General features: G+C 63.2%; 20 protein-coding genes. 5 read left to right on the top strand and 15 right to left on the bottom strand.

Going from position 1 to position 24,229, the window contains the following annotated elements; all coding sequences use genetic code 11:
- Positions 1-127: 127 nt before the first annotated feature.
- The 7 genes from AC5WNI_RS05940 to AC5WNI_RS05910 all read right to left on the bottom strand — a co-directional run bounded on the left by AC5WNI_RS05940 (position 128) and on the right by AC5WNI_RS05910 (position 8,685).
- Positions 128-1,870 carry an ABC transporter substrate-binding protein gene (locus AC5WNI_RS05940; RefSeq protein ID WP_175089827.1) on the bottom strand — a complete coding sequence of 581 codons (1,743 nt, stop codon included), beginning with the start codon at positions 1,868-1,870 and terminating at the stop codon, positions 128-130.
- Between the two features lie 206 nt (positions 1,871-2,076).
- Positions 2,077-3,876, bottom strand: a complete 1,800-nt coding sequence (locus AC5WNI_RS05935; protein WP_253062122.1) for a DUF4955 domain-containing protein — start codon at positions 3,874-3,876, stop codon at positions 2,077-2,079.
- A gap of 389 nt (positions 3,877-4,265) precedes the next feature.
- The gene (locus AC5WNI_RS05930) at positions 4,266-4,538 is read right to left on the bottom strand and encodes a DUF2160 domain-containing protein (RefSeq protein ID WP_176678314.1); all 273 of its coding nucleotides are present in this window, start codon (positions 4,536-4,538) and stop codon (positions 4,266-4,268) included.
- A 73-nt stretch (positions 4,539-4,611) separates the two neighbouring features.
- A complete protein-coding gene (locus tag AC5WNI_RS05925) occupies positions 4,612-5,412 on the bottom strand; it encodes a carbohydrate ABC transporter permease (protein WP_043334505.1) in 801 nt (266 codons plus the stop codon).
- An 11-nt stretch (positions 5,413-5,423) separates the two neighbouring features.
- Positions 5,424-6,293, bottom strand: coding sequence for a carbohydrate ABC transporter permease (locus tag AC5WNI_RS05920; protein ID WP_176676691.1), 870 nt, complete (start codon positions 6,291-6,293; stop codon positions 5,424-5,426).
- The gene (locus tag AC5WNI_RS05915) at positions 6,293-7,531 is read right to left on the bottom strand and encodes an ABC transporter ATP-binding protein (protein WP_175089825.1); all 1,239 of its coding nucleotides are present in this window, start codon (positions 7,529-7,531) and stop codon (positions 6,293-6,295) included. Before AC5WNI_RS05915 ends, AC5WNI_RS05920 begins: the two co-directional genes overlap by 1 nt.
- Positions 7,531-8,685 carry an ABC transporter ATP-binding protein gene (locus tag AC5WNI_RS05910; protein ID WP_175089824.1) on the bottom strand — a complete coding sequence of 385 codons (1,155 nt, stop codon included), beginning with the start codon at positions 8,683-8,685 and terminating at the stop codon, positions 7,531-7,533. Before AC5WNI_RS05910 ends, AC5WNI_RS05915 begins: the two co-directional genes overlap by 1 nt.
- 427 nt (positions 8,686-9,112) lie before the next feature.
- On the opposite strand from AC5WNI_RS05910, the gene AC5WNI_RS05905 reads away from it, so the two are divergent.
- On the top strand, positions 9,113-11,263 hold the full coding sequence (locus tag AC5WNI_RS05905) for a sigma-54-dependent Fis family transcriptional regulator (RefSeq protein ID WP_368448620.1): 2,151 nt from the start codon (positions 9,113-9,115) through the stop codon (positions 11,261-11,263).
- A gap of 193 nt (positions 11,264-11,456) precedes the next feature.
- Here AC5WNI_RS05905 and AC5WNI_RS05900 read toward each other — a convergent pair whose 3' ends face one another.
- The 6 genes from AC5WNI_RS05900 to AC5WNI_RS05875 form a co-directional block, all read right to left on the bottom strand.
- The gene (locus AC5WNI_RS05900; RefSeq protein WP_175089822.1) at positions 11,457-12,308 is read right to left on the bottom strand and encodes an ABC transporter permease; all 852 of its coding nucleotides are present in this window, start codon (positions 12,306-12,308) and stop codon (positions 11,457-11,459) included.
- Positions 12,309-12,311: 3 nt separating this feature from the next.
- Positions 12,312-13,613, bottom strand: coding sequence for an ABC transporter permease (locus AC5WNI_RS05895; protein WP_368448619.1), 1,302 nt, complete (start codon positions 13,611-13,613; stop codon positions 12,312-12,314).
- Between the two features lie 174 nt (positions 13,614-13,787).
- The gene (locus AC5WNI_RS05890) at positions 13,788-14,924 is read right to left on the bottom strand and encodes an extracellular solute-binding protein (RefSeq protein ID WP_225347830.1); all 1,137 of its coding nucleotides are present in this window, start codon (positions 14,922-14,924) and stop codon (positions 13,788-13,790) included.
- Positions 14,925-15,086: 162 nt separating this feature from the next.
- A complete protein-coding gene (locus AC5WNI_RS05885) occupies positions 15,087-16,235 on the bottom strand; it encodes an ABC transporter ATP-binding protein (protein ID WP_368448618.1) in 1,149 nt (382 codons plus the stop codon).
- Between the two features lie 368 nt (positions 16,236-16,603).
- Complete coding sequence (locus AC5WNI_RS05880) at positions 16,604-16,765, bottom strand: YqaE/Pmp3 family membrane protein (RefSeq protein WP_043334518.1); 162 nt, start codon at positions 16,763-16,765, stop codon at positions 16,604-16,606.
- Positions 16,766-16,912: 147 nt separating this feature from the next.
- Positions 16,913-17,191 (bottom strand): hypothetical protein, encoded by a 279-nt coding sequence (locus AC5WNI_RS05875; protein WP_285460277.1) that lies wholly within the window; start codon positions 17,189-17,191, stop codon positions 16,913-16,915.
- A 375-nt stretch (positions 17,192-17,566) separates the two neighbouring features.
- Here AC5WNI_RS05875 and AC5WNI_RS05870 point away from each other — a divergent pair, with 375 nt between their 5' ends.
- The 4 genes from AC5WNI_RS05870 to dsdA all read left to right on the top strand — a co-directional run bounded on the left by AC5WNI_RS05870 (position 17,567) and on the right by dsdA (position 22,517).
- The gene (locus tag AC5WNI_RS05870) at positions 17,567-18,316 is read left to right on the top strand and encodes a glutathione peroxidase (protein ID WP_107335176.1); all 750 of its coding nucleotides are present in this window, start codon (positions 17,567-17,569) and stop codon (positions 18,314-18,316) included.
- Between the two features lie 113 nt (positions 18,317-18,429).
- Entirely contained in the window at positions 18,430-19,914 is a 1,485-nt protein-coding gene (locus AC5WNI_RS05865; protein WP_368448617.1) for a dihydrolipoyl dehydrogenase, read from the top strand.
- Positions 19,915-20,071: 157 nt separating this feature from the next.
- A complete protein-coding gene (locus AC5WNI_RS05860; RefSeq protein WP_175089817.1) occupies positions 20,072-20,491 on the top strand; it encodes a CBS domain-containing protein in 420 nt (139 codons plus the stop codon).
- 604 nt (positions 20,492-21,095) lie between these two features.
- On the top strand, positions 21,096-22,517 hold the full coding sequence (gene dsdA / locus AC5WNI_RS05855) for a D-serine ammonia-lyase (protein ID WP_368448615.1): 1,422 nt from the start codon (positions 21,096-21,098) through the stop codon (positions 22,515-22,517).
- Between the two features lie 10 nt (positions 22,518-22,527).
- Here the strand turns inward: dsdA and AC5WNI_RS05850 are convergent, their stop codons facing one another.
- Together AC5WNI_RS05850 and glcC are read right to left on the bottom strand one after the other, a co-directional pair.
- Positions 22,528-23,112 (bottom strand): YqaA family protein, encoded by a 585-nt coding sequence (locus AC5WNI_RS05850; RefSeq protein ID WP_175089815.1) that lies wholly within the window; start codon positions 23,110-23,112, stop codon positions 22,528-22,530.
- A 109-nt stretch (positions 23,113-23,221) separates the two neighbouring features.
- Entirely contained in the window at positions 23,222-24,037 is an 816-nt protein-coding gene (gene glcC / locus AC5WNI_RS05845) for a transcriptional regulator GlcC (protein WP_175089814.1), read from the bottom strand.
- Positions 24,038-24,229 lie beyond the last annotated feature (192 nt).

Here is a 24,229-nt window from a genome sequence, read left to right as displayed (position 1 = left end):
AGTGATGAAACGCTGTCGCTGATCGCTCTGGCACAAGAACGCCCCTGCCGGGAAACCGGCAGGGGCGTTGTCGTTGCTGCTGTCTTTCACGAGACTGCTCGAAGGCGCAGTGTCGCGCCAGTCGCGTTTACTCCTTCCAGCTCTTGAGCAGCTCGTCGTAGGCGATGGTCTCGCCCTTGGGCTTCTCGTTGTCCAGCTTGGCCTTCGGCGCACCCGGCTGGGCGAACCAGTACTCCGCATCACGCTCCTCGTTGAGCTTCGGACCACAGTTGTCCATCACCTTGGCGCGCTCGAGACGCTCGAGAATGCGGTCCTGTGCCTTGGCCAGGCCATCGAGGGCTTCCTGTGGCGTGGCTTCGCCACTGGCGGCCTGGGAGATGTACTGCCACCACAGCTGAGCAAGCTTGGGATAGTCCGGCACGTTGGTCCCGGTCGGCGACCACTGCACTCGCGCCGGGCTGCGATAGAACTCGACCAGACCGCCCAGCTTCGGCGCGGCATCGGTCATCGCCTGGGACTGGATATCCGACTCGCGGATCGGCGTCAGCCCTTCCAGGGTCTTCTTGAGCGAGACGGTCTTGGCAGTGACGAACTGCGCGTACAGCCAGGCCGCGTGACGATTCTTCTCCGGCGTGGAATCGAAGAAGGTCCAGGCGCCCACGTCCTGATAGCCAAGCTTCATGCCCTCTTCCCAGTACGGGCCATGCGGCGACGGCGCCATGCGCCACTTCGGGGTGCCATCGTCGTTGACCACCGGCAGGCCATCCCGCGTCATGTCGGCGGTAAAGGCGGTGTACCAGAAGATCTGCTGGGCGATGTTGCCCTGGGACGGCACCGGACCGGACTCGGAGAAGGTCATGCCCTGGGCTTCCGGCGGTGCGTACTTGCCCAGCCAGTCGACATACTTGGTGGTGGCATAGACGGCCGCCGGGCCGTTGGCCGCGCCGCCACGTGTCACCGAGGAGCCCACCGGCTGACATTCCTCGACACGAATGCCCCACTCGTCCACCGGCAGGCCATTGGGCAGGCCCTTGTCGCCGGCACCCGCCATGGAGAACCAGGCATCGGTGAAGCGCCAGCCGAGTGACGGGTCCTTCTTGCCGTAATCCATGTGGCCGTAGACGCGCTCACCGTCGATTTCCTTGACGTCATTGGTGAAGAAATCGGCGATGTCCTCATAGGCCGACCAGTTGACCGGCACCCCCAGCTCGTAGCCGTACTTGTCCTTGAACTGCTTCTTCAGGTCTTCGCGCTCGAACCAGTCGGCACGGAACCAGTAAAGGTTGGCGAACTGCTGGTCCGGCAGCTGATAGAGCTTGTCATCCGGGCCGGTGGTGAAATCCAGCCCGATGAAGTCGTCCAGATCCAGCGTCGGCGAGGTGAAGGCCTTGCCGTCGCCTTCCATCATGTCGCTGATCGGCACGACCTTGCCATAGCGGAAGTGCGTGCCGATCAAGTCGGAATCATTGACGTAGCCATCGTAGATATTACGCCCGGATTGCATCTGGGTCTGCAGTTTCTCGATGACGTCGCCTTCCTGAATCAAGTCGTGGGTCAGCTTGATGCCGGTGATCTCGCTGAAGGCCTTGGCCAGCACCTTTGACTCATATTCATGGGTGGTCAGGGTTTCCGAGGCCACCTTGATTTCCATGCCGCGCAGCGGTTCAGCGGCCTTGATGAACCACTCGAGTTCGGACATCTGCTCGTCCTTGCTCAGCGTGGAGGGTGAGAACTCCTGATCGATCCACTTCCTTGCCGCATCCTGATACTGATCGGCCGTGGCCTGGCTGGAGAGGCCGGCGAGCCCCGCCGCCGTGGCGAAGGCGATGGCGTAACGCAGGCGTGCGGGTCGAATGATGTGCTGACTCATGGGATGTCCCTTCATTGGCGTTATTGTTGTGTCGCGTCTTCCAACAACCACTTCCGTCAATCACGTGTCGCGCGGCGCGATTCGCCGCCTTGCTTGCTCTCGGTGCTGCTCGTCCTCCTGCCGTTCCAATCTGCTGTCGTTGGCTGCTGCTCTGTTGTCCTCGTTGCACTGCGGCCCTGCTGCTCGATGGGCCGAGCGGCTGGCTATCACTCTTGCGTCTCATGCAACAGCTCGCGTTGGGCGCGGTAGAGCGAGGCAGGCTTCACGGCCTCGCCCGGTGACTCGACGCGTGCCTGCAAGGCATCCATCGGCGGCAAGGGGTCATACTCGGTCACGCCCTTGGCATTCATCACCCGGGCATAGTCATGACGATTGGCGATGCCCAGCGCATGCCCGGTCGCCCCGACGACCGTCGGCATGATCACCTTGCCGAAATGAGAATCGGCGCGCATGAAGGGCCAGGCAGCATGTGGCTTGCCGGTATTGACCGGATTCCACAGCACCAGCCCGCGCAGATGATTGGGCTGATGGCCGACACTGGCGCCCCAACGGTCGCGCACATGACCACCGCGCTTTTGATCGAACACGTTGTCGCGCGATTGCTGACCATGCAGTTCGATACCACTGTCACCGGCGTGCTCCAGTTCAAGGTAGACGTTATGGGTCGCGTAGCGGGCCACTCCCGGTGCATGCCAGGCATGACTTTGGTCGACTACCTGGCGAGCCAGTACCTGATTGCTGTCACTGATCGTCATCGCGATATGCCCGGGCTTGCCGGTCATCGTAACGTCTTCGAGTGTCAGCTGTGAGCTGTGGCGCACCTTCACCCCCTGATTGAAACTGTCGAGCCGTACGTCACGCACCCAGCCATCCGTGATGCCATCCAGGTCCAGAAGGCCGAAGCCGCTGTCATCCTCGGCGCTGCGGTGATGCTTGAAGTGCCCACGCCAGTTGCCCTTGAGCGTGATGCCCTGCACCCCGACTTCCCGCGCCGGGTGCAGACGAGCGATGCGCCACTGCTCACCGGGAAAGCGCTCATGCACCACCGGCAGCGAGAGCGTGAGGCGGTGGCCGTCACGTGCCACCACGCGGTAGCGCGCCCGCTTGAACACTCCATCACGCTCGATCAACCAGCGTGACTCGCCGGTGCTGGCGTCCTTTTCCATCTGATAGGGCGCCAGGGCACGGGCCACTGCCTCAGGCCGCTTGTCGATGCTCTCAAGCAGCACCTCATCGCCTGGCGCGAGCGCTGCGTCATCTGATTCATCCGTCTCATCCGCCAGCGTGATCGTGTCCTGCGTATCCGCCGGCTGCCGGTGACTCGTCGGCGTGACGGCTTGCCATGCTTCCTGCTTGCCACCCTCGGCCAGATTGCCCAGATGGAGCAGCCAGGGAGTGCTCCAGTACCAGCTGGCGTGCAACGGCAGCATCGGCCGGGTCTGCCTGAGGTGCGTGACATCACTGCCCGCGCCCATCAAGGTCCAGTGACTGCCTGCCAGACTCAAACCCTGCATCTTGAGCAGTGCCTCGCGCAGCGCCTGCTGGCGTTCTGAGTCCGCCACCGCGGCTTTCAGTGCCACCAGGCGGGAATGAAACCAGTCGCGTTCGGCCGCCCCATACACCACGTACTCCCCCGCCGGGAAATACAGCACGCCGCGGCGCGCGGGGCGGTCGGCGTCATCACTGCCCTGGCGCTGCCAGTCACGCATGGCGGCATGCGCCTTGAGAATGGCGCGGCGATCACTCAGGGTGTCACTGCCATCCGCGCCGTAGGCCGTGACATCGAATCGGCGCAGCGCGCCTTTTTCGCTCTCGTCTGGCGTGACCTTTTCTGCCTCGCCCTTTCCTGGCGCTTCACCAGCATCATGTGGCTCAAGCGCAAGTGCCGGCAGTGCCTCGCCCTGATGGTAGCCGGCGCGGGAAACGTCAGGCAGTGGCAGTGGCTTGCGCGCCTCGGCTGGGCGGGTCTGATTGGCCTGCCACTGGAGCTGATACTGCTGCCACAATGTTGATTGCCCTGCATCTTCCGTTTCGCCATTCCCAACCTGCTGATCAGGCGTCGTGGCGTCCAAGGTGGCGAGCGGTGTACCGGCCCACCAACCGAGGACGACAACGCAGGCAATGCTCAGCCCTGTCACGCCCGTCCAGAGTCGACGGCGGTTCTTGCGGCCCGGCGAGGGAGAATCGCCATTCAAGGCCCCTTTTGAGGCACTATCTGCAGACGAGCGATGCGGTGAGCGAGATGACGACATGCAACGAGATTCCAGAGCGGCGAATGTCACTGGCGGATGCCAGTCAGAACCGCTTGGGACTCCCCTCAGGCTGTCCAGTTCCGTGTTGCCACCGGGCGACGCTGCCTGTCGTCAGCGCTCTCCTCTCCACCTCTCCCCGCATGTCATCCCCACTTCATCAACACCAGCATCCAGACGACACACACGATGCTGATGATCCACAACACCTGGTCGGTAAAGCCCAACCACAGCAGATGCAGCCAGCCACTGGAGAGCAGGCCGATGAACAGTCTGTCGCCCCGCGTGGTCGCGATGGGCAGAAAGCCCTGACGACTCAACGTCGGGGTCACGAACTGCCAGGCGGTCATGCCCAGCAGCAGGATGCCGATACCGGCAAAGAAGAGTGACGTGGGCAGTGTCCAGGCCATCCATTCCATCATCATGTCCTCTTGTGAGCCGCCAGCAGAGACTTGCTGACGGCAATGACAGCGGCGCTCGACCTGGTGCCGATCATACCCGGCCCAGGGCGAAGCCCTTGGCGACATGGTTGCGCACGAAGTAGATCACCAGTATGCCGGGAATCAGCGTCAGGGCACCGGCGGCGGCCAGCACGCCCCAGTCGATGCCCGAGGCCGAGACCGTTCGCGTCATTACCGCCGCTATCGGTTTCGCCTCCGTCGAGGTCAGGGTTCGCGCCAGCAACAGCTCCACCCACGAGAACATGAAGCAGAAGAAGGCGGTCACCCCGATTCCCGGGCGAATCATCGGAATGAACAACGTCAGGAAGAAGCGCGGGAAGCTGTAGCCGTCGATATAGGCCGTCTCGTCGATCTCCTTGGGCACGCCGGACATGAAGCCCTCCAGAATCCAGACCGCCAGCGGCACGTTGAACAGACAGTGCGCGAGCGCCACCGCCAGCGGGGTATCGAACAGTCCCACCGAGGAATAGAGCTGAAAGAACGGCAGCAGGAAGACCGCCGGCGGCGCCATGCGATTGGTCAAGAGCCAGAAGAACAGATGCTTGTCGCCCAGGAAGCGATAGCGCGAGAAGGCATAGGCCGCCGGCAGCGCCACCGCCAGCGAGATGAGCATGTTGAGCACCACGTAGCTCATCGAGTTGAGATAGCCCATGTACCAGCTGGGGTCAGTGAAGATCACTCGATAGTTGTCGAAGGTGAAGTTCTCGGGCCACAGGGTCAGGCCGCCGAGAATCTCCTGATTCGACTTGAAGGACATGATCAGCAGCCAGTAGATCGGCACCAGCAGAAACAGCAGATAGATCGTCATTACCAGACGCTTGCGTGTGGTCATCACTCGTCTCCTCAGGCGTCGTCACTGTCCTGATGGGTCATGGCGGTATAGAACAGCCACGAGACCAGCAGGATGATGAGGAAGTAGATCAGCGAGAAGGCAGCGGCACGTCCAAGATCGAACTGGCCGATCGCCATCTGGGTCAAGGTCTGGGACAGGAAGGTAGTGGTGGTGCCCGGCCCGCCACCGGTGAGCACGAAGGGCTCGGTGTAGATCATGAAGCTGTCCATGAAGCGCAGCATGATGCCGATCAACAGCACGCTCTTGAGCTTGGGCAGCTGGATGTAGCGGAACACGGCCCAGGGCGAGGCACGGTCGATGCGCGCGGCCTGGTAATAGACATCGGGAATGGCACGCAGCCCCGAATAGCACAGCAGCGCCACCAGCGACGTCCAGTGCCAGACATCCATCACCAGCACCGTCACCCAGGCGTCGGCCGGATTGGAGGCGTAGTTGTAGTCGATGCCCAGCTGGCCCAGCGCCCAGCCATAGAGGCCGATGTCCTCACGACCGATGATCTGCCAGATGGTGCCGACCACATTCCAGGGAATCAGCAGCGGCAAGGCCAGCAGAATCATGCACAGCGAGACCATGAAGCCCTTGCGCGGCATCGAGAGCGCCACGGCGATCCCCAGCGGAATCTCGATGGCCAGCACCGCGAAGGAATAGACGAACTGCCGGATCAGCGAGTCGTGCAGGCGCTCGTCACGCAGGATCTCGCGATACCATTCGGTGCCGACGAAGAATCGCGTGGAGGGATCGAAGATGTCCTGTACCGAGTAGTTGACCACCGTCATCATCGGGACGATGGCCGAGAATGCCACCACGATGACTACCGGCAGCACCAGCCACCAAGCACGATTGTTGTGTGTGCGTTGCATCAGGCATTCCCTCCCGGCTGCTCTCCACTTTCCCCTCTGACAGAGCCGCCACTCTCCCCCCTGGCAAAGCTTTCTGCCTCACCACTGTCGGACGCACCGGCCTGTGACAGATCCAGCAGATGCTCATCGAGATAGAAGCGCTGCCAGCGGGCCGGCAGGCGCAGACGCACGCGGCCTTCCGGCAGCGGCGCATCTTCCTCGATACGCGCCTTGAACAGGCAGCCGCCGCCGATGTCGAGGTCCACCACCTTGTAGGTCCCCAGGTCCTGCACCAGCGTGACCTGACCACTCAGCCAATGCTCGCGGGTGTCGGGAACCACCGCCGCCGATGAGCTGTCGCTGGCCTCGAGCTCGACGAACTCCGGCCGGATGCCCAGCTTCAGCTCGCCCTTGCGCTCCGCCAGTGTCGCCAGCAGCGCTTGTGGAAGATGCAGCAGGGGTGCGCCCTCCCCCGTGCCGAGCCGCACGCCCTGCGATTCCAGCGTGATACTCGCCAGGTTCATGCCCGGCGAGCCGATGAAGTAGCCCACGAAGGTGTGAGCAGGGTCCTCGAACAGCTCGCGCGGGGTGCCGAACTGCACGATGCGGCCTTCATACATCACCGCGATCTTGTCGGCGAAGGTCGAGGCCTCCAGCTGATCATGGGTGACGTAGACCATGGTGATGTTGAACTGCTCATGGATCTGCTTGAGCTTGCGGCGCAGCTTCCACTTGAGGTGGGGGTCGATGACCGTCAGTGGTTCATCGAACAGGATGGCGGCCACGTCATCGCGCACCAGGCCACGGCCCATCGAGACCTTCTGCTTCTCATCGGCCGTCAGGTTGCTGGCACGTCGCGTGAGCAGGTCTTCCAGCTCCAGCACCTGAGCGATCTCACGCACCCGGGACTGCACCTTGTGCTCCGGCTGGCGCTGATTGCGCAGCGGGAAGGCCAGATTGTCGAAGACCGTCATGGTGTCGTAGACCACCGGGAACTGGAACACCTGGGCGATGTTGCGCTCTTCCGGCGGCAGCCGATTGACCACTCGATCATCGAAGCGCACCTCGCCCTCGGAGGGGGCCAGCAGCCCGGAGATGATGTTGAGCAGCGTGCTCTTGCCACAACCCGACGGGCCGAGCAGTGCATAGGCGCCGCCCTGCTGCCAGACATGATTCATGCGCCGGATGGCGTAATCACTGTCCGCGGAGGGCGCCGCCAGGTAGCTGTGCGCCAGATCATTGAGATGTATTTCCGCCATCAGGCCAGCCCTCCGCCAGTCGTGGTGGGTCGCTCGGGCGAACGGATCAGTGCCCCATCGCCACGCTGTCCCGCACCGTCACCGCCATCGGCGGCGTAGACGAACAGCTTGTGGGCGGGGGCATAGACGCGGATGGCGTCATCCACGGCGAAGTCGTGAATGCCGGCCAGATGCAGGACCAGCGAGTGGTCGGCATTGCTGACATGCAGGAAGGTCTCGGAGCCGGAGATCTCGGCGATATCCACCGTGACAGCGAACTCCAGATCATCATCGGCCAGCGGCGCCAGCCCCAGGTGGCTGGGACGGATACCGAAGCGATAGGCCCCGCTCTCGATCCCCGCCAGTGGCGCGGGTAGCACGAAACGGCTGCCCTGCTCGCCGGCACTGGCCGCGCCGGAGAACGCCAGCTCACGCCCGCGCACCTCGGCCTCGAACAGATTGATCTGCGGCTCGGAGTAGAGCTTCGCCGCCTCGACACTCAGCGGATGATGGTAGACAGCCTCGGTAGGCCCGGACTGCAGCACTCGCCCTTCATGCATCAGCGTGGTGGTGCCGCCGAGCGCCAGCGCCTCGCCGGGCTCGGTGGTGGCGTAGACGGCGATGGTGTTGCGGGTCGCGAACAGGCTGCGCATCTCGTGGCGCAATTCTTCGCGCAGCTTGTAGTCGAGATTGACCAGCGGTTCATCGAACAGCACCAGGTCGGCGTCCTTGACCAGCGCCCGCGCCATGGCCGTGCGCTGCTGCTGGCCACCGGACAGCTCCGCCGGCTGACGCGCAAGGAACTGCTCGATATGCAGCATCTCGGCAATCTCGTGTACGCGGCGGCGGATTTCCTCAGGCGCCATGCGCGCCAGCTTCAAAGGCGAGGCGATATTGTCGTAGACGCTCAGGCTCGGGTAGTTGATGAACTGCTGATAGACCATCGAGATGTTGCGCTCGCGCACCGGACGGCCGGTCACGTCCTCGCCGTTCATCACGATGCGTCCGTCACTGGGCACATCGAGACCCGCCATCAGGCGCATCAGCGACGTCTTTCCGGACAGGGTGCGTCCCAGCAGCACATTGAATGAGCCGGGCTCGAAGGTCAGATCCACCCTGTCGATATGGGTTTCGCGGCCAACCCGGCGGGTGACCGCCTCAAGGCTCAAGGACATGGCGCTGTCTCGTCTGGTGAAAGTCATCGGGGCAAGGACACGGCCAACCACTGCCGAGTGTTCACGCCCACCTGGTGACCCTCCTCAAGCGAACCCTATGCCAGCCGCGCGCAGACACCTGCCCACAGACACCCTCCATCGACCACCGGAGGTCGCCAGATTCCTCTCTTTTGTCGATCATTCAGTGACTTGCCAGATGCGACCAAGGCAGGGGCAGACCATGGTCTAGCCCGTCATCCGCCGCGTCTGCCGCTACTCTGGTGAACAATGTCTGAACACCAAAGTTCTCGGAAATGAACACTCACCACGCACAAGTGAACATTGCCGTGAACACTCCCCCCAGACCGATAAAAGCACCGACAACAGCACCGAAAACAGCACCAATAACAACAGAGGCCTGAAAGGCCCGCCGCACAAGGGACATCGCATGCCACTACCTCAAGCCGCCAAGCACTCAGCGCGCCACGCTGCCCACAACTCGGCCAAGCATCCAGCCCGCCACGCGGAGGATCAGGCGCTCGATCCAGGCGCCGCCTCCGCAACGCCTGCGGCGGCTCTCTCCTCTGCGCTTCCCTCTTCTCCTCCCTCTTCTTTCCCCTCGGCGCTGCCGGCCTCAACCCTCAGGTGCCCGCCGGAGGAGCTCGTCTGGCGTCAGCGTCAGGCCGCCAGCCTGATGGAGACGGTGGCATCAGCAGTCACCGGCCATACTCTCAACCTGCTCGATCACTGGCAGGCGTGTCTGGTGCTGACCGACCGCGACGGCGTGGTGCTGGCAAGCTACGGCCATCAACAGCTGCTGGGCAATGATGCCCCCCTGTTGCACCCCGGCGCGCGCTGGCGTGAGGAGTCATTGGGCCACAACGCCATCGCCGAGACCCTGAATGCACCGCGCGCCAATCGTCTGGCGCGCATCGCGCTCGAGGCGCATGACGCCGAATGTCTCAAGGGGCTGGCCAGCGCCAGTGCCGCTCTGCTGGCACCCGCCAGCTGGAGTGCCAGTCGCGGCCTGACGCCCGGCGCCTGCGAGGGGTGCCTGGGACTGATCTGCGATCCCTACCGTGTGCGCCAATACAGCCTTGGCATGCTCGGCGTACTGGCGGATGAAATCGAGCAACGCCGTCTGGGCGAGGCGCACGGGCACGACCATCACCTGTTGCGCCTGCATCTCAACTGCTCGCAGCTGGATTCGCCCAGCGCGGCCCTGCTGGCCATCACGCCGCAAGGTCAGGTCGCGGCTGCCAGTCGCCGGGGACTGCAGCTGCTGGCGGCTCACCTTGAACTCACGCCCGCCGCCGACAGCGCAGCCAACGCCCCCGACAGCGCGGCCAATGCAGTGGACAGCGATAGCTGCGCCACTCGCGACGACATCCACCTGCTGCTGGGCCAACCGCTGGCACGCTGGCAGCTGGACTGGGCACCGCTGGCCCAGCTCGCCGATGCGCAGTGTGTGACGCTCACCCAGCACCCACGCTTCACTGGCTACACCCTGCGCGCAGTCCTGCCCAGGCCACGGGTCGTGGCCCGCGCACCGGCTGACCCCCCGGAAAGCCAGACACCGGCCGAGACCACCACTCGCGAGGCAGCGTGCCACCCGAGCCTTGCGCGCCTGCATCATGGCGATGCCGGCTGGGCCAGGGTCTGCGAACTGCTGGCGCGGCTGGTGAACGCACGCCTGCCGCTGCTGCTGCAGGGCGAGACCGGCGTCGGCAAGGAGGAAGTGGTCAAGGCGCTGCATCAGGCCAGTCATCGCGCCCATCAACCGCTGGTCGCCATCAACTGCGCCGCCTTACCTGATGAGCTGGTCGAGGCCGAGCTGTTCGGCTATCGGCGCGGCGCCTTTACCGGTGCCGACCCCGCCGGACGCGAAGGCCGCCTGCTCGAGGCCAATGGCGGGCGCCTGTTTCTGGATGAGATCGGCGACATGCCGCTGCATGTGCAGGCGCGCCTGCTGCGCGTGTTGCAGGAGCGTGAAGTCACCCCACTGGGTGGCGGCAAGCCGCAGCGGGTCGATTTCGAACTGGTCGCCGCCACCCATCAGCCCCTCAGTGAGCTGGTCAAGGCCGGGCGCTTCCGGGCAGATCTCTACTATCGCCTGTGTGGCGCCACCATCGCCCTGCCGCCGCTGAGGGAGCGTCACGACATCGCCGGACTGAGTCGTGCCCTGCTGACACGGCTGTGCCGGGAGCAGCGACGTGAGCCGCCGCGCATCACGCCCGCCTTCCTCGATCGCCTCACCCGTCATGACTGGCCCGGCAACGTGCGCGAGCTGGACAACGTGCTGCGTCTGGCGCTGGCACTGTGCGATGGGTCAGCCCTGGAGCCGTGCCATGTGATGCTGGCGGGCGACTGTCTCGCATCACAGAACGACTGCCTCGCGGTAGAAGACGACTGTCCCGCAGCAGAGAGCGAGATTGCTCACCATCCCTCGCAACCGAGCCGCCTGTCCTCGCTGCCGGATCTTTCCAGTGCCGAGGAGCTGCAGAGCGCGCTGGATGCGCTGGGCGGCAACGTCTCGCGTCTCGCGCGGGAACTGGGCATAAGCCGCACCACGCTCTACAAGCGACTCGGCGCGGCCTGACGCAGCAGGCTTTTCCTCAAGCCCTGTCTCCAAACCCTATCTCCAAGCCCGACACTGAAACGCCCGCGCCCCCGCAGACAGACTCTGCGGGGGCGCGGGCGTTTCTTGCGACTCCTGTTTCTCACCGCTATCAATCGCCCGGCACTCAAGAGCAGAGGGCTGAGGGCTGAGGGCTGAAGGCTGAGGACAGAGATCAGCTCGGCGTCAGGCCGCGCAGTCGTTCATTGCGACGGCGAATCAGCTCCAGTGTCGTCAGCAGCAGGACCGAAACCAGCACCAGCAGCGTGGCCACCGCCAGGATCGTCGGGCTGATCTCCTCGCGGATACCGGACCACATCTGGATCGGGATGGTGGTCTGCGCCGGCCCGGCGATGAACAGCACCACCACCACCTCATCAAACGAGGTGATGAAGGCGAACAGAGCACCGGACACCACCCCCGGCGTCACCAGCGGCAGGATGATGCGGAAGAAGGTACGGCTCGGACTGGCCCCCAGCGAGTGTGCCGCACGTGTCAGCGAGTGATCGAAGCCGGACAGTGTCGCCGTCACCGTGATCACCACGAAGGGAATGCCCAGCGCCGTGTGCGCCAGGATCACGCCCAGATAGGTCTGGGTCAGCCCCAGTTTCGAGAAGAAGAAGAACATCGCCGCGGCGCTGATGATCAACGGCACGATCATTGGCGAGATCAGGATCGCCATGATGGTATTGCGAAACGGCATGAAGCGACTGGAAAGCCCCAGTGCGGCAAGCGTGCCCAGTACCGTGGCCAGCACCGTCGCGCACACCGCCACGATGATGCTGTTCTTGATCGAGCGCATCCACTCATCCGAGGTGAAGAACTCCTGATACCAGCGTAACGAGTAGCCATCGGGGTCCAGAGACAGCATCTTCTCCGAGAAGGTGAAGTAGGGTTCGGCATTGAACGAGAGCGGAATGATCACCAGGATCGGCCCGATCAGGAACAGGAAGATCAGCGCGCAGAGCACGCAGAACACCCAGTGCCAGATCCGCTCACCACGAGTTGCATAGGAAGGTATGGCCATCTGTCACCCCAGTTTGACCTTGTCCACACCGATCAGACGGTTGTAGACGAGATAGAAGAGGATCACCACGACCAGCAGAATCGAGCCAATGGCCGCTGCCAGCCCCCAGTTGAGCGAGGTCTGCATGTGATAGGCGATGAAGTTGGTGATGAAGCGGCCCGACTGCCCGCCCACCAGTGCCGGCGTGATGTAGTAGCCGATGGAGAGGATGAAGACCAGAATCGAGCCCGCCCCGATGCCCGGCAGGGTCTGCGGGAAGTAGACGCGCCGGAAGGCGGTGATCGGCCCGGCGCCCAGCGAGCGCGCCGCATGCATGTAGCTGGGCGGGATGGTCTTCATCACCGAGTACAGCGGCAGGATCATGAACGGCAGCAGGATGTGGGTCATCGCGATGATGGTGCCGGTCTTGTTGTAGATCATCTGGATACGCGCCTCCTCGGCGAGCATCCCGACACCCACCAGCATGTCGTTGAGCACCCCCTGCTGCTGCAGGATCGCGATCCAGGTGGTGGTTCGCACCAGCAGCGAGGTCCAGAACGGCAGCAGCACCAGGATCATCAGCAGATTGCCGCGACTGGCCGGCAGGGTCGCCAGCAGCCAGGCCACCGGATAGGCCAGCAACAGACACAGCCCGGTGATCGCCGCGCTCATCCAGAAGGTGCGGATGAACAGCGAGACGTGGATCTGCAGATACTCCGGTTTCTCGACGATCTCCCCTGTCGGTGAGAACTGGCGATCCACCGCCGCCAGATAGTAGGAAGCGGTGAGAGGCGACGATTCGCGCTTGATCAGACGCCAGATATCCGGGTCCTCCCAATCCTCATCGGCCTTGATCAGCGCGGCCTTGTAAGGGGCCTCCATGCGGCCGGCACGGCGGGCGCTTTTCATGAACAGCGACCGCATGCCGGACTTTTCGTAGTTGAGACGCGAGGCGACGCGCCCGAGATTGCGCGCCTTGAGTCCCGCGGCCAGATCCTGCGCCAGGGCGGCGTAGGCGGCCTCTTCCGGCAACCCTTCGCCGTTCCAGTCGACCAGCACCTCGCTGGTGCGTGGCAGATAGGTGGAGACTTCCGGGTTGTCGACACTGCGTGACAGCATGTCGAAGATGGGCATGACGAATGCCAGCCCGATGAAGACCAGCAACGGTGCCACCAGCAGCAACGCCTTGATGCGGCTGCGGCGGATGGCGCGATTGAGGCTCTGTTTCAGCGGCACGCCATCGGCAGTGGTCAGCGCCGCGCCGGGGGCGCCATTGGGGTCATGTGCTGCGCTTCCGGACGTGGCCGGGACGGAGGAATCGCTCATCCTGCACTCCTTGATCGGCTATCCGAGGATGCCTGGACCGCCAGCTGGCTTCCGCGTGACAGTGACGGAAGCCAACCTGGCGGAATCGAGCATGGCCGAGGGGCCATCAGGCATGATCAAAAAGGCCCCGGCGCGCGGGTGTGCGCCACCGGGGCCAGCGGGTCAGTGCAGGGGTCAGCGCGCCAGCCAGGCGTTGAAGCGCTGGCTCAGCTCATCGAGGTTGTCGGCCCAGAATTCGTCATCCTTGGGGATGGCGGTCTCGAAGTTGGGGCCATAGGTGGGCATGTGCGGTTTCATGTCGATGCCGGTGTCCGCATGGGTCGAGACCAGTGCCGCGGAGGAGGTACGCGCCGGGCCGTAGGAGATGTACTTGGCCTGATCCGCCAGACGCTGGGTATCGGTGGCAAACATCAGGTAATCCTTGACCTTGTCGAGCTTGCCGGTCGGCACCACCCAACCATCCAGCTCGAAGACCTGGGCATCCCAGACGATGGAGAATGGCTGCTTCTCGTTGACCTCGGCATCGAAGATGCGTCCGTTGTAGGCCGAGGCGAAGGCCACTTCCTTGTCCGCCAGCAGCTGCGGCGGCTGTGCGCCCTCTTCCCACCAGATCACGCTGTCCTTGATGGTATCGAGCTTGGCGAAGGCACGTTCGATGCCTTCCTCGGAATCCAGCATCTCGTAGACATCTTCCGGGGCCACGCCATCGGCCACCAGCGCCCACTCCATGTTGTTGATCGGCTTCTTCTGCAGGGCACGCTTGCCGGGGAATTCCTCGAGATTGAAGACGTCATCGATGGAATCCGGCTGCTTGTCCTCGGGGAACATCTCGGTATTGAAGGCCACGATGTTGGAGTAGACGATCTGCGGCACGAAGCACTCGCTGAGCGAATTCTCGATGAAGTCCTCGCTGGCCGGCGTGCCATCCGGCGCTGCCGCGAACAGGGTGTCCGGGTCCAGCGGCTCGATCAGGCCTTCCGAACAGGCGATCAAGGCATCACTGGGCAGCATGTCGACCAGGTCCCAGGTGACGTTGCCGGCCTGGACCTGCGCACGCAGACCGGAAAGCGCATTGGATGACTTGTCGATATTGACGACGGTGTCACCGCTCTTCTCTTCCCAGGGCTCGTGATAGGCCTTGTTCTGGCTGTCGGTATAGGCGCCGCCCCATGAGACGATATTGAGCGTCTCGGCCTGGGCCGCACCGGCGCTCATGCCGGCCGCTGCCACGGCAACCGCCAGCAGACTGCGCAGCGGCATGCCCGGGCGCGAGGTAGTGAATGACGCGGTGAACTGATTGATGACTGACATGGATGAATCTCCCTGATTTCTTGTTGTTGTGCTGCACTCTTGTCGCGAAACCTGCTCTTGCTCTGCTGAGGAAGCGTACTTCACCTTCCTTGCTGTCTTGTCTTTACTCGCCTGTGCTTTTCTAGTCTGTCCTTAACTGGCCTGTTCTGACCTTTCCTGGCCTCAGGCATCCAGCGCCCGGCAGTCGCAGGCGTCCCATCCCACCTGCAATGTCTGCCCGGGCCGCAAGGGCGGATAGCCCTCGGCGTTGGGTGTCTTGATGATGAATTCGTCACTGCCACACACCGCCACGCGCGTGCGCAGATGATCTCCAAGATAGATCACCTCGAGCACCTCGGCGGAGAAGACATTGTCGGGAGGGCTTGGCGTGCCCGCGGCGCCTGGCTCTTCCGCCGACAGCAGGCGCACCCGCTCCGGGCGCAGTGACAGCTGGGTGCGCTCGCCGACCTCATTGACGGCCACCTTGAGTGCCCGTACCTGTTCGCCGCTGTCGAGGGTCACAGTGCAATGCTCCCCCTGAGCGTCGAGCTGCGATACCTGGCCGTTGAGGCGATTGTTCTCGCCGATGAAATAGGCGACGAAGGCATTCTCCGGCGCTTCATACAGCGCCTCGGGGGTTGCCAGCTGCTGGACGACGCCGTCATTGAAGACCGCGATGCGGTCCGACATGGTCAGCGCTTCCGTCTGATCGTGGGTCACGTAGAGCATGGTGACGCCGAGTCGCTGGTGGATGCGCTTGATCTCGAACTGCATCTCTTCGCGCAGATTCTTGTCCAGCGCCCCCAGCGGCTCATCCATCAGCACCAGCTCCGGCTCGAAGACCAGCGCACGTGCCAAGGCGACCCGCTGCTGCTGCCCACCGGAGAGCTGCCCCGGGCGGCGATCGCCGAATTCGCCGAGTCGCACCATGTCCAGCGCGTTGGCTACCTTGGTCGAGATTTCCTCCTTGCTCATGCCGCGCACTTCCAGCGGGAAGGCCAGGTTCTCGGCCACGCTCATGTGCGGAAACAGCGCATAGTTCTGGAAGACCATGCCGATACCGCGCTTGTGCGGTGGCAAGTCATTGATGGGAGTTCCGTCGAGGAGGATGTCGCCGTGGGTCGGCGTTTCGAAGCCTGCCATCATCATCAGGCAGGTGGTCTTGCCGGAACCGGACGGCCCCAGCAGGGTGACGAATTCGCCGCGCTGGACTTCAAGATTGAAGCCCTTGACCACCAGCGTTTCGCCGTCATAGCTCTTTTGCACATCATTGAAGATCGCGAAGCAGGAGCTGGTCTCCTGCGGCGCGTCGGGCTCAGCAGTCGTGACCATGCGGGGTATCCATACGTGTTGTTGTTATCGTGGAGCAAGTGATCGAACAGGCTTCACTGGCCCTGATCGCTGCCCTCAGTCCCATTTGACCCTACGGTGACAGTCGAGAGGCGACAAGCGCCGCGCTCGCTGAAAAGCGTTGAAATCAGGCTATGCGAAAGTCTAAATATTGAACTACCGCCGCCAGCCATTCGCCGAGGGCCCTCGACAAGCCCCGCCGCTGAATCACCGAGGCCACATGGCGCCTCCCCGGTGAGCGCCCACTGAAAAGCCCCCGCTGCACACAAGGCAGCGGAGGCTTTGGGTCTTTCAACTCTGGGCTGCCCGAGGTGGACAGCCATATCAGAGCATCGGGAGCTCAGCGGCGGTCAGAACTTGGTAATGACCCATACCGCGTGGATGATCCCCGGCAGGAAACCGAAGCAGGTCAGGATGATGTTGATCCAGAAATGCTTGTTGGCGACACCCACCTGCATGAGAACGCCCAGCGGCGGCAGGATGATGGCCAGAATGATGCGAATGATATCCATGAGTTGCTCCTTGCGATTGTGACAACCGTGACTCCACGGAGGTCATGAATGTTCGATGCTCGTGTTGATCAGCGTCCTTCTTGATCACTGTCCTTCTTGATCAGTGTCTTCTATAACAGCTCCCGTCTTGAAGACAGACGGTCTTGATCACTGTTTTTCTTTATCAGCGTCGGCCTTGTCGACGTCATCGTCGTGCGCAGAGGCCGATCCACCGGCGCGGGCCTGACGATCGATCTTCTGGGACAGCTTCTCGGAGTCCGCCGCCAGCTGCTCGTGGTAGCGCTCCCAGTCTTCCCAGTCATGCGGCGTCCCGGTGCGTGGCCGATGGCTGCCGGACTCACGTGCACGTGCCCAGGCATGTTCTTCCAGACTCTGAGGCTTATCCTCCTCCTTGTCCTTGTCGCCGTCCAGGCCGTGCTTCGCCATGTACTCTCGTGCGTTCATCTATTGCCTCGCTTGCCAGACTCGACGCCTGACGATGCTGTGACGTACCCACTACCTATGGCTGACAGGGTCAAATATCAAGTCTGTATAACTATTTCCGGCAAAAAAGCCGCTTGCCGGCCAGCACGTTCCTGCCGAAAACAAGGCCATGCGCCAGCCCACGCCTGACTGGCAGCATGATCATCAAGAAAAGCTATCGCCTCGCTTGATGCAATCAAATTCACCCGCGAGAGGCTTGCCCCTAGACTGGCTCCAGTTTCGCAAGGCACTGATTTCTCATGCACTCGACAGCATCATCGAGCCTAAGTCGCCTGCCATTCCTTTTAGATACGTCTCATCGAGACCGGAGCCAATTCCATGCAACTCGAATCACACGAAGGCCAGCAGGTCCCGAACGTCAGCTTCAAGATCCGTCGCGACGGCCGTCTGGTCGAGCGCACCAGCGAGGAGATCTTCTCGGGCCGCAACGTGGTGGTCTTCGCCCTGCCGGGGGCCTTCACCCCGACCTGTTCCTCCACTCACCTGCCGCGCTACAACGAGCTGGCCGATCGCTTCTATGCTGTCGGCGTCGACGAGATCGTCTGCCTGTCCGTCAATGACGCCTTCGTCATGGAATCCTGGGGCGAGCATCAGGAAGCCGAGAACCTGAGTCTGATCGCCGACGGCAACGGCGACTTCGCCGCCGGCATGGGTATGCTGGTCGACAAGAGCGACATCGGTTTCGGCAAGCGCAGCTGGCGCTATTCCATGCTGGTACGCAACGGCGTGGTCGAGAAACAGTTCATCGAGCCGCAGAAGCCGGGCGACCCCTTTGAAGTCTCCGACGCCGATACCATGCTCGATTATCTGGACCCCGACGCCGGTCGTCCCAGCTTCGCTACCCTGTTCAGCAAGCCGGGCTGCCCGTACTGCGCACGTGCGAAGCAGATGCTCGACGAAGCGCGCATCAGCTACGAAGTCATCGAAGTCGGCACCCGCGGCGTGACCTCACGCACCCTGCGCGCCATGACCGGCCAGGCCACCGTGCCGCAGGTCTGGATCGACGGCGAGCATGTCGGCGGCAGCGATGAAGTCGCCCGCTACTTCGGCAGCCTGACCAGCGCTTGAACGCTACACGCTGACAGGCCCCGATAACTTTCTCTTTTCATCACGCGCGGGCCACGCCCGCGCCTGAGACCCCATTGTCAGGTGCGCTGCTGGCGCGCCTTGAGGAGTACGACGTGAACGAACGCCAGGTTGAAGTCGCCATCATCGGTGCAGGCAGTGCCGGTCTGGGTGCCTACCGCGCCGCCAAGGCACACACCGATTCCGTGGTCATGATCGAAGGTGGCCCCTACGGCACCACCTGTGCCCGTGTCGGCTGCATGCCGTCCAAGCTTTTGATCAGTGCGGCAGAAGCCGCGCATCACGCCCGTGACACCGCACCGTTCGGCATCAATGTCGAAGGCGAGGTCAAGGTGGATGGCCGCGCCGTGATGGACCGCGTCAAGCGTGAGCGCGACCGCTTCGTCGGCTTCGTGGTCGAGTCCGTGGAAGGCATTCCCTCCCACGACAAGCTGCGCGGCAATGCGCGTTTCGAGACCGCCAACAGCCTGATCATCGGCGACCACGAGACCCGCGTCACCTTCGAGCGTGTCGTGATCGCCACCGGCTCACGCCCCAGCTATCCGGGCTTCTTTGAGAATGCCGGTGACCGCCTGATCATCAACGACAGCGTCTTCGACTGGGACGACCTGCCGGAATCCGTCGCCGTCTTCGGCCCGGGCGTCATCGGGTTGGAACTGGGCCAGGCGCTCACGCGTCTCGGCGTGCGCATTCGCATGTTCGGTGTCGGCGGCGCCATCGGCCCGCTGCGTGACGAGAAGCTGCGTGCCAATGCCGATCGCGTCTTCAACGAGGAGTTCTATCTCGACCCGGACGCCAAGGTCGAGAAGATCGAACGCGTCGAGGACGAGAACGGCGCCGGTGTCGAGATCACCTTCATCGAGCGTGGCAGCGAAGCGCGCCTCACCGAGCGCTTCGACTACCTGCTCGCGGCCACCGGCCGTCGCCCGAACGTCGACCGCCTCAATATCGAGGCGCTGGGCCTGAAGCTGGACGAGCGCAGCGTGCCGATCTTCAATCGTCACACCCTGCAGACTCGTCTGAGCGACGACACGCCGAGCCATGTCTTCATCGCCGGCGACGCCAACAACGACCTGCCGCTGCTGCACGAAGCCTCCGATGAGGGCCGTATCGCCGGTGACAACGCCGGTCGCTTCCCCGACGTGCGTGCCGGGCAGCGCAAGAGCACCATCGCTGTCGTGTTCAGTGATCCGCAGATGGCCACCATCGGCCTCTCGACCGCCGAGATCGAACAGCGCTACGGTGCCTGCGACTGCTACGCGGTGGGCGAAGTCGACTTCACCGGCCAGGGTCGCTCCCGCGTGATGCGCATGAACAAGGGCATGCTGCGCGTCTATGGCGAGCAAGGCACCGGCCTGCTGCTGGGCGCCGAGATCTTCGGCCCGCGTGCCGAGCACCTCGCCCACCTGCTGGCCTGGTCCCATCAGCAACGCATGACCATCGAGCAGATGCTGGAAATGCCCTTCTATCATCCGGTGATCGAGGAAGGTCTGCGCACTGCGCTGCGTGACCTCAACGCCAATCTGCAGCTGGGCCCGGCCATCGTCGAGCGCTGCATGGAGTGCGGTCCGGGTGACTGATACACCCTCAAGGCAACGGGACGCGCAGCTCACGCAGTGATGCCCTATGCTCTGAACAGAGGTTGAATGTCGCCGGCAGTCACGAAGTGGCTGCCGGCATTCATCGCACGGCTCCCTCACCGGAGAGTCGAAGAGCAGTGACGCAGGAGATCTGCCCATGAAAGCCACCCAGCTCAAGGTGCCCTCGACCATTCGCGACATCATGTCCCGCGACTGTTATCGCGTGAAGGCACGCACCAGCATTCTCGAACTCGCCCAGGGCCTGACCCACCACCGTCTGCCCGGTGTGCCGGTCGTGGATGATCTGGACCGTCTGATCGGCTTCATCTCCGAGCAGGACATCCTCGGCAAGCTGCTCGACAGTGCCTATCACTGCGGCCAGCATGCCCAGGTCGGTGATCTGATGCGTCACGAAGTCCTGAGCGTCGGCCCGAACGACAGCATCACGGATCTGGCGCAGCACATGAATGGTCAGCGCCCCAAGGTCTATCCGGTGGTCGAACAGGGCCGCCTGATCGGCATGGTCACCCGCCGCGATGTCCTGAGTGCTCTGCTGGTGATGCAGAACGGCTGTTGAGACAGTTCGCCAATCAAGAAACTGCCTGGCGCCAGGCCTTGTGCACAGAGCCCCCAGCGGTCATCGCCGCTGGGGGCTCTGTGCGTGATGAAGAGAAAACCAAGAGCGTCTTCAGCACGCTTCAACCAGCAGACCAAATCCTCGAAGATTACCCAATGGCTAATCCATCTCCGCCGCCAGCCTGACGCTCATCAATAGTCGAGCAGCAACCCGAGGCGATGACATTCGCTGGAGGGCGCTGTGCCGTGCTCTGCCACCAAGGCCTCTGGTCATGGTGAAAGTCGCTGAAAGTCTGGGAGAATCCGAAAGCCCCAGCGAAAACCGGCAAAAGCCCACGTATTTCAGGCATAAAAAAATCCGCCAGGAAAACCGTGGCGGACCAAAGAACAGTTAAAGCCAGACATAACATCGCGATAACATCATGTCCTTGCTTACTATGACTGCGCCTTTTGCATTTCTATCCCGACGGTTGCCAAAAAATCCGGTCTTTTTTGTCACTGACCTTTACGGAATGTGAAAGCTGGGCTACGTGCGTTGCCAGTGGAAGACGCGCTAACCTGTGACCTGACCTGATCGCAGGATCGAACCGCCACAAGGACACCGCATGTCTGCCACACCCCATGACCTCCACACCCTGGCGCTGCGTCACCCGGAAATCACCAGCCTGATGGCCGGCCGCGAAATCGGCTGGCTCAACCCTGAACGCGTCGCGACCGCCAAGGCGCTCGCCTCACCAGCGCTGCAGACGAGTGGCGTGGAAGCCCAGGACATCGAGGATGCCGACGCACGCCTGATGCGTTTCGCTCCCTGGATTGCCGAAGCCTTCCCCGAGACCGCCGCGGCGTCAGGGCGCATCGAATCGCCGCTGGTGGCAGCGCCCGGCTTGCAGCAGGCGCTGAGCGGCATAGCCTCGACCGCATCTCCCCTCAACTCAACCGAATCCTCGCTGCCCGGACGTCTGATGATCAAGTGCGACAACGCCCTGCCCATCTCGGGTTCGATCAAGGCGCGCGGCGGCATCCACGAGGTGCTCAAGCATGCCGAGCGTCTGGCCATGGACGCAAGGCTGCTGCGTCAGGACGACGACTACCGCGCTTTCCAGCGTGATGAGATACGTGCCCTGCTGGCCGGCCAACAGGTCGTGGTGGGCTCTACCGGCAATCTGGGGCTCAGCATCGGCATCATGAGCGCGCGGCTCGGCTTTCGCGTCACCGTGCACATGTCGGCAGATGCCAAGCAATGGAAGAAGGACCTGCTGCGCGCGCGGGGCGCGGAGGTCGTGGAGCACAGCGGGGATTATGGCAAGGCTGTCGCCGCTGGGCGCCAGGAAGCGCAGCAGCCCAACGCCCACTTCATCGATGACGAAAGCTCGCGGGACCTGTTCGTGGGTTATGCCACGGCGGCCAGCCGCCTCGCGGAACAGCTCTCCGCGCAGGGCATCCCGGTGGATGCCCGCCATCCGCTCTGCGTCTATCTGCCCTGCGGCGTCGGCGGCGGTCCGGGCGGCGTGGCCTACGGCCTCAAGCAGGTCTTCGGTGACGCCGTGCACTGCTTCTTCGCTGAACCGGTCAACTCCCCCTGCATGCTGCTGGGCATGTTGACCGGCGAACATGATGGCATCGCGGTGGAGGATATCGGGCTGGACAATCGCACCTGCGCCGATGGCCTGGCGGTGGGTCGCGCCTCGGCCTTCGTCGGGCGCGTGATGGCGCCCTTGCTCAGCGGCATCCATACCGTGCGTGATGAGCATCTGCTCGAACTGCTCGCGCTGGCGCATGACAGCGAAGGCCTCATGCTTGAGCCCTCCGCGCTGGCTGGCGTGCCCGGTATTCATCACGTGCTGTGCAATGACGCCCCCGCCTGGCAAGCGTGGCGGGCGGCCAACGGACTGGATGACGGCGAGGTACAGGCCAATACCACCCATGTCGTCTGGGCTACCGGCGGCAGCATGGTGCCCGAGGCGATCTGGCAGGCCGACTATCAGCGCGGCAAGGCGTTGCTCTCCCAGGTCAGCACAAGCCGGTGAGAGTGAGCCATCAGGCGATGAAGGCCTGCCACAGCCACACGCCGGTCAGCGCAAGCCCGATCACTCCCAGCGGGCGCGAATAGCGCTGCCAGAGCGCCAGCGCCTGATCCTCGACCAGTGCCACCAGGGCTGCCAGCCCGAAATAGCGCACCCCGCGCCCGACCAGTGCCGCCAGCAGGAACAACGCGACCGGATAACCGCTGGCACCGGCGACCAGCATGGCACTCTGGAAGGGAATCGGCACGATGCCGATCAGCATGATGGCAAGGAACCCCTGCTCGCTGAAGCGCTGCTGGAAGGATTCGAAGGCCTGCTGCCCGCCGAAGAAGCCGATCAACCCATCACCCCACGCCGCCAGCGCGTAGGCCCCGAGATAGAAGCCCAGCAATGCCGCGGTCAGGTTGCCGGCGAGCGCCACCGCGGCCACGCGCCAACGGCGCTCGGGGTGGCGCAGCATCCACGGAATCAGAACGACCTCGATGGGAATCGGAATCAACAGGGTTTCCAGCATCGAGGCGATGAACAGCCACAGCATGGCGTGGCGGGAGTGATTGAGGCGGTCGAGCCAGTCACTCGCGGAAGAGAGTTTCCACATGAAGGCAGCACGTTGTCCTGGACGATGAGCTGACCACTTTGCCTTGAGTCCGTCCCGCTTGCCAGCCTGCTCGACCACCAGCGCACACCTGAGCCAGAACCCTGACGCGCTACTCGAAACCTTCCAGACGCATGGCCGAACGCACCAGACGCTCGTCCTCCTCCTCCAGCTCGCGCAGGTTGTCGCGAATGCTGTGCAGGTGCTCCAGCGCCGCCTTCTCCGCCGCCTCCGGCTGCTGGTCCATCACCGCCCGGTAGATGGCCGTGTGCTGGGCATTGATCTGACCGCGGGGAATCGGGCGATGGTAGAGATTGCGCAGCGAGGCGAACACCGAGCTGAGCAGCAGGTCATTGATGCCCTTGAGCGTATGCACCAGCACCGGGTTGTGGGACGCCTCACAGATGGCGTGGTGGAAGGCATGATCGTGACGTGCCAGCTGCTGGGCATCCGGCAGCGCCACATCACCCGGCGCTGAGGATTCAAAGTCGGGCGGATACTCGCGCACACAGGCCGCCATTGCCTCGTAATGACGCCGGATCAATACCCTGTCCGCCGGCGTGCCGCGCAGGGCAGCCAGCCGCGCCGACTGCCCTTCCAGCAGGGCCCGCACTTCCAGCAGGTCATACAGGGTGCGCGGCTGATCCCGAAACAGATGCATCAGCGGGCTGATATCACCGCTCGGCAACAGCGCCGCGACGCTTGAGCCCTTGCCGTGTCGTGTCTCGATGATGCCCTTGCCACGCAACAGCCTTAGCCCCTCGCGCAGCGAAGCCCGCGAGATCCCCAGTCGCTCACATAGCCGGCGTTCCGAGGGGATCATCTGCCCGGGCTTGAGCACGCCGTCCAGAATCAATTGCTCCAGACGCGCCGCTACCTGATCCGCGGCGCGGGGATCCGCTCCTGACTCTGCGATGGTTTGCAGCATCCCGCCCCTCCCCTTCATGTGCTCGATCTTCGTGTGCCCAACCTTCGTGTGCAGGACCTTGATCAACACCCTCGTGGCGCTTGATCGACTCGCTGGCAGCGCCTGGCGATTCTCGACTGGTCAGACCTGTCGATCAGCGGACGCAAAGGCACCTGACGGCAGCAATCGTCTGGCCAGTAAAGCGTGGTTTTC

The organism is Cobetia sp. PDI-12MA (assembly GCF_059507695.1).
This window is presented reverse-complemented; position numbering and strand designations above follow the sequence as displayed.

Bases quoted from the DNA above. Each gene is read 5' to 3' on its own strand.
- AC5WNI_RS05940 (WP_175089827.1), bottom strand. From the start codon at position 1,870: ATGAGTCAGCACATCATTCGACCCGCACGCCTGCGTTACGCCATCGCC.
- AC5WNI_RS05930 (WP_176678314.1), bottom strand. From the start codon at position 4,538: ATGGAATGGATGGCCTGGACACTGCCCACGTCACTCTTCTTTGCCGGT.
- AC5WNI_RS05925 (WP_043334505.1), bottom strand. From the start codon at position 5,412: ATGACCACACGCAAGCGTCTGGTAATGACGATCTATCTGCTGTTTCTG.
- AC5WNI_RS05920 (WP_176676691.1), bottom strand. From the start codon at position 6,293: ATGCAACGCACACACAACAATCGTGCTTGGTGGCTGGTGCTGCCGGTA.
- AC5WNI_RS05915 (WP_175089825.1), bottom strand. From the start codon at position 7,531: ATGGCGGAAATACATCTCAATGATCTGGCGCACAGCTACCTGGCGGCG.
- AC5WNI_RS05910 (WP_175089824.1), bottom strand. From the start codon at position 8,685: ATGTCCTTGAGCCTTGAGGCGGTCACCCGCCGGGTTGGCCGCGAAACC.
- AC5WNI_RS05905 (WP_368448620.1), top strand. From the start codon at position 9,113: ATGCCACTACCTCAAGCCGCCAAGCACTCAGCGCGCCACGCTGCCCAC.
- AC5WNI_RS05900 (WP_175089822.1), bottom strand. From the start codon at position 12,308: ATGGCCATACCTTCCTATGCAACTCGTGGTGAGCGGATCTGGCACTGG.
- AC5WNI_RS05895 (WP_368448619.1), bottom strand. From the start codon at position 13,613: ATGAGCGATTCCTCCGTCCCGGCCACGTCCGGAAGCGCAGCACATGAC.
- AC5WNI_RS05890 (WP_225347830.1), bottom strand. From the start codon at position 14,924: ATGTCAGTCATCAATCAGTTCACCGCGTCATTCACTACCTCGCGCCCG.
- AC5WNI_RS05885 (WP_368448618.1), bottom strand. From the start codon at position 16,235: ATGGTCACGACTGCTGAGCCCGACGCGCCGCAGGAGACCAGCTCCTGC.
- AC5WNI_RS05880 (WP_043334518.1), bottom strand. From the start codon at position 16,765: ATGGATATCATTCGCATCATTCTGGCCATCATCCTGCCGCCGCTGGGC.
- AC5WNI_RS05875 (WP_285460277.1), bottom strand. From the start codon at position 17,191: ATGGCGAAGCACGGCCTGGACGGCGACAAGGACAAGGAGGAGGATAAG.
- AC5WNI_RS05870 (WP_107335176.1), top strand. From the start codon at position 17,567: ATGCAACTCGAATCACACGAAGGCCAGCAGGTCCCGAACGTCAGCTTC.
- AC5WNI_RS05860 (WP_175089817.1), top strand. From the start codon at position 20,072: ATGAAAGCCACCCAGCTCAAGGTGCCCTCGACCATTCGCGACATCATG.
- dsdA (WP_368448615.1), top strand. From the start codon at position 21,096: ATGTCTGCCACACCCCATGACCTCCACACCCTGGCGCTGCGTCACCCG.
- AC5WNI_RS05850 (WP_175089815.1), bottom strand. From the start codon at position 23,112: ATGTGGAAACTCTCTTCCGCGAGTGACTGGCTCGACCGCCTCAATCAC.
- glcC (WP_175089814.1), bottom strand. From the start codon at position 24,037: ATGCTGCAAACCATCGCAGAGTCAGGAGCGGATCCCCGCGCCGCGGAT.